General features: G+C 65.0%; 3 protein-coding genes. 1 reads left to right on the top strand and 2 read right to left on the bottom strand.

The genetic code is table 11. The features are described from left to right. Positions 1-34: 34 nt before the first annotated feature. Both ABGA94_RS03245 and ppsA read right to left on the bottom strand, forming a co-directional pair. The gene (locus ABGA94_RS03245) at positions 35-928 is read right to left on the bottom strand and encodes a mechanosensitive ion channel family protein (protein WP_134955480.1); all 894 of its coding nucleotides are present in this window, start codon (positions 926-928) and stop codon (positions 35-37) included. A gap of 145 nt (positions 929-1,073) precedes the next feature. Next, the gene (gene ppsA / locus ABGA94_RS03240; RefSeq protein WP_005417171.1) at positions 1,074-3,452 is read right to left on the bottom strand and encodes a phosphoenolpyruvate synthase; all 2,379 of its coding nucleotides are present in this window, start codon (positions 3,450-3,452) and stop codon (positions 1,074-1,076) included. A 144-nt stretch (positions 3,453-3,596) separates the two neighbouring features. Here ppsA and ABGA94_RS03235 point away from each other — a divergent pair, with 144 nt between their 5' ends. Next, positions 3,597-4,418 (top strand): pyruvate, water dikinase regulatory protein, encoded by an 822-nt coding sequence (locus ABGA94_RS03235; protein ID WP_005417170.1) that lies wholly within the window; start codon positions 3,597-3,599, stop codon positions 4,416-4,418. Positions 4,419-4,512: the final 94 nt, after the last annotated feature.

Here is a 4,512-nt window from a genome sequence, read left to right as displayed (position 1 = left end):
AGTGCCGGCCGCTGGCCGGCATTTCTGTTTGGGATCAGGGCTTGTCGCGCACCAGCGCCTCCGCCTCGACCACGCCGCCATCCTTGCCATGCAGGTAAAGGTGCATGTCCTGCTGCGGATACGGGATGTTGATGCCGGCTTTGTCGAAGCCCAGCTTCAGCTGCTCCAGCAGCGTGACCTTGGTACCGAACCAGTCGGCCGACTTCACGTAGCAGCGGATGCCCAGGTTGATGGCGTGCGCGCCCAGCTCATACACCACCACGTCCGGTGCCGGTGTCTGCAGCACGCGTGGGTCGGCCTTCATCAACGCCAGCGCGGTATCGCGCGCCAGCTGGATGTTGTCTTCATAGCCGATGCCGATCACCAGTTCGACGCGGCGGGTCGGTTCGGCGGTGAGGTTGATGATCGGTGCAGCGGTGATCAACGTGTTCGGAATGGTGGTGTGCTGGTTATCGGCACCGGTGATGACGGTCTGGAAGATGCGCACTTCGCGCACCGTGCCGGTCTGTCCGGCAACGGTGACTACGTCGCCGACGCGGAACGGCCGCAGTGTCACCAGCATCACGCCTGAGGCGATGTTGGACAGCGAATCCTTCAGGGCAAGGCCAACGGCCAGGCCGGCGGTGCCGAGCACGGCCAGCAGCGGCGTGATCTGCACGCCCAGCGTGCCGATGGCCAGCACCACCACGATCACCAGCGATGCGGCGTACACCACGTTGCGCAGGAAGCTGCCCAGCATCGGGTCCACGCCCATGCGCGCTGTGGCGCGCGGCATCGCGTTGGACAGGCGACGCGCCACCCACAGGCCCACCAGCAGCACCACGATGGCGGCCAGTAACGGCACACCGTAGGTTTCCAGCAGGCGCTCCCAGTTGAGCGAGTGGAACCAGGGCGTTGCGGCGGGGGCGGGAGGTGCGGCGGCGATCATGCGGAAGTCCTTTGCTGCGTAGCGATGTCTGCGTGGGGCCGGGCGTGCGTGGACGCCAGAAACAGCAAGCCCCGCAGAGGCGGGGCTTGCGTGCAGCAGCAGTATGGGCGGACGTCGATGAAAGCGACGTCAGCCCATCACGGCATCAGCCGTTGGCCTTCAGCTTGGCCAGGCGCAGCCAGGTATCAACCACGGTGTCCGGGTTCAGCGACACCGACTCGATGCCTTCCTGCATCAGCCATTCGGCCAGATCCGGGTGATCGGACGGGCCCTGGCCGCAGATGCCAACGTACTTGCCCTTGGCACGTGCTGCCTTGATCGCCATCGACAGCAGCTTCTTCACTGCCGGGTTACGTTCGTCGAACAGGTGCGCGACGATCGACGAGTCGCGGTCCAGGCCCAGGCTCAGCTGGGTCAGGTCGTTGGAGCCGATCGAGAAGCCGTCGAAGATTTCCAGGAATTCATCGGCGAGCAGTGCGTTGGACGGCACTTCGCACATCATGATGATCTTCAGGCCGTTCTCGCCCTGCTTCAGGCCGTTCTGTTCCAGCACCTCGATGACCTTGCGGCCTTCTTCCAGGGTGCGCACGAACGGAATCATGACCCACAGGTTGTCCAGGCCCATTTCGTTGCGCACGCGCAGCACGGCCTTGCACTCCAGCGCGAAGGCGGCCGAGAAGCTCGGATCGACGTAACGGCTGGCGCCGCGGAAGCCGATCATCGGGTTCTCTTCGTGCGGCTCGTAGTTGCTGCCGCCGATCAGGTTGGCGTACTCGTTGGACTTGAAGTCCGACAGGCGCACGATCACGGCGTTCGGGGCGACCGAGGCGGTGAGGGTGGCGATGCCTTCGGCCAGGCGGTCGACGTAGAAGCTGACCGGATCACCGTAGCCGGCGATCTTCTCGTCGATCTTCTTCTTGGTCGCGGCGTCCTGGCGGTCGTATTCCAGCAGCGCATTCGGATGGATGCCGATGTGGCTGGCGATGATCATTTCCAGGCGGGCCAGGCCGATGCCGGCGTTCGGCAGCTGGCCGAAGTCGAAGGCACGTTCCGGGTTGGCCACGTTCATCATGATCTTCAGCGGCGCCGGCGGCATGTTGCCCAGATCGGTGGTGGTGCGTTCAAAGCCGAGCTTGCCTTCGTAGATGAAGCCGGTATCGCCTTCAGCGCAGCTGACGGTGACCAGCTGGCCATCTTCGATGACCTGGGTCGCGTTGCCCGAACCAACCACGGCCGGCACGCCCAGCTCGCGCGCGATGATCGCGGCGTGGCAGGTGCGGCCACCGCGGTTGGTGACGATGGCCGAGGCGCGCTTCATCACCGGTTCCCAATCCGGATCGGTCATGTCGGCGATCAGCACGTCGCCGGGCTGCACGCGGTTCATGTCGTCCAGCGTCTTCACCACGCGGGCCACGCCCGAACCGATCTTGGCGCCGACGGCACGGCCCTCGGCCAGCACCTTGCCGCCCTTCTCGGTCAGCGCGAAGCGCTCGATCTGGGTGGCGTGGCTGCGCGACTTCACCGTTTCCGGGCGCGCCTGCACGATGAACAGCTTGCCGCTGACACCGTCCTTGGCCCACTCGATGTCCATCGGGCGGCCGTAGTGCTTTTCGATGACCAGCGCCTGCTTGGCCAGTTCCTGCACGTCCTCGTCGCTGATCGAGAAGGTGGTGCGCAGTTCGGCCGGCGTGTCTTCGATACGGACGCGCTCACCGGGGACATCCGAATACACCATGCGGATCGCCTTGCTGCCGAGCGAGCGGCGCAGGATCGCCGGCTTGCCGGCCTGCAGGGTGGGCTTGTAGACGTAGTATTCGTCCGGATTGACCGCGCCCTGCACGACCATCTCGCCCAAGCCGAACGAGGAGGTGACGAACACCACGTCGCGGAAGCCGGACTCGGTGTCCAGGGTGAACAGCACGCCGGAGGAACCGACGCCCGAACGCACCATCAGCTGCACGCCGGCGGACAGGAACACGTCCTCATGCTTGAAGCCGTGGTGCACGCGGTAGGCGATGGCGCGGTCGTTGTACAGCGAGGCGAACACTTCCTTGACCTTGTGCACGACGTCGTCGGCACCGGTCACGTTGAGGAAGGTTTCCTGCTGGCCGGCGAAGGACGCATCCGGCAGATCCTCGGCAGTGGCAGACGAACGCACGGCCACGGCCACGTCGCCGCCGCCATTCTCGGCGCTCAGCTTGGCGTAGGCGGTGCGGATGTCCTGGTCCAGCTGCGGCTGCAGCGGGGCGTCGATTACCCAGCCGCGGATTTCCTTGCCGGCTGCGGTCAGCGCGTTGACGTCCTCGACGTCCAGCGTGGCCAGCCTGTCGAAGATGCGCTTGGACAGGTCGTTGTGCGCGATGAAGTCCTTGAAGGCTTCAGCGGTGGTGGCATAACCGCCCGGCACCGAAACGCCCAGACCGGCCAGGTTGCCGATCATCTCGCCCAGGGACGAATTCTTGCCGCCTACGCGGGCCAGATCGGCCAGACGCAGTTCGTGCAACCACAGGATGTTCTCGTTCAAGCGCGATGCTCCGTTTGGCCATCGCCCGAGGCGGGCTGAGTGGCCGCGTCCGTAGGAAGAAGCCGATATGATGCCGGGCAGAGCACCGTCGGCACAAGCTTGTGCTGGCGGCCTTTTTAAGCTTCGTAGGGGGTAAAAGCGCGCATGTCGACCATCCGTCCGGTGTTCTACGTTTCCGATGGAACCGGTATCACCGCTGAAACCATTGGGCATAGCCTGCTGACCCAGTTCTCCGGGTTCAGCTTCATTACCGATCGGATGTCGTTTGTCGACGACCCTGAAAAAGCGCGTGAAGCCTGCGCCCGGATCCAGGCGGCGGGGGAGCGGTACCAGGTCCGGCCGATCGTGGTGAACTCCTGCGTGGACCAGAGCCTGAGCCTGATCCTGGCCGACAGCGGTGCCCTGATGCTGGATGTGTTCGCGCCGTTCATCGAGCCGCTGGAGCGCGAACTGGCCAGCCCTCGCCTGGCCCGGGTCGGCCAGGCCCACGGCATGGTCGATTTCGACACGTACCACCGCCGCATCAACGCGATGAACTTCGCCCTGACCCATGACGACGGCATCGCAGTGAACTATGACGATGCCGACGTGATCCTGGTGGCGGTGTCGCGCGCCGGCAAGACGCCCACCTGCATCTACCTGGCTCTGCATTACGGAGTGCGCGCGGCCAACTACCCGCTGACCGACGAAGACCTGGAAAGCGACCGCCTGCCGCCGCGCCTGCGCAACTACCGGCGCAAGCTGTTCGGGTTGACCATCGATCCGGACCGCCTGCAGCAGATCCGCCAGGAGCGCCGCCCGAACTCGCGCTACGCCAACCTGGACACCTGCAAGCGCGAGGTGGCCGCGGCCGAGACCATGTTCCGCATGGAGCGGATCCCGACCCTGAGCACCACCCACACCTCGATCGAGGAGATTTCCAGCAAGGTGCTGGCCACATTGGGGCTGCAGCGCGAGCTGTATTGACCCTTTTCGCACTGCGGGGCTGCCGGCCAGCGGAGTGACAGCCAGGTCATCACCACATCGATCAGGCCGTAGATGCCGTCGAAGATGATCAGCG

It is taken from the genome of Stenotrophomonas sp. 3diitr2024 (assembly GCF_042136455.1).
Taxonomy (GTDB): Bacteria; Pseudomonadota; Gammaproteobacteria; order Xanthomonadales; family Xanthomonadaceae; genus Stenotrophomonas; species Stenotrophomonas sepilia.
The sequence above is the reverse complement of the archived record's forward strand: the minus strand, read 5'-3'. Positions and strand labels throughout refer to the sequence as shown.

Bases quoted from the DNA above. Each gene is read 5' to 3' on its own strand.
- ABGA94_RS03245 (WP_134955480.1), bottom strand. From the start codon at position 928: ATGATCGCCGCCGCACCTCCCGCCCCCGCCGCAACGCCCTGGTTCCAC.
- ABGA94_RS03235 (WP_005417170.1), top strand. From the start codon at position 3,597: ATGTCGACCATCCGTCCGGTGTTCTACGTTTCCGATGGAACCGGTATC.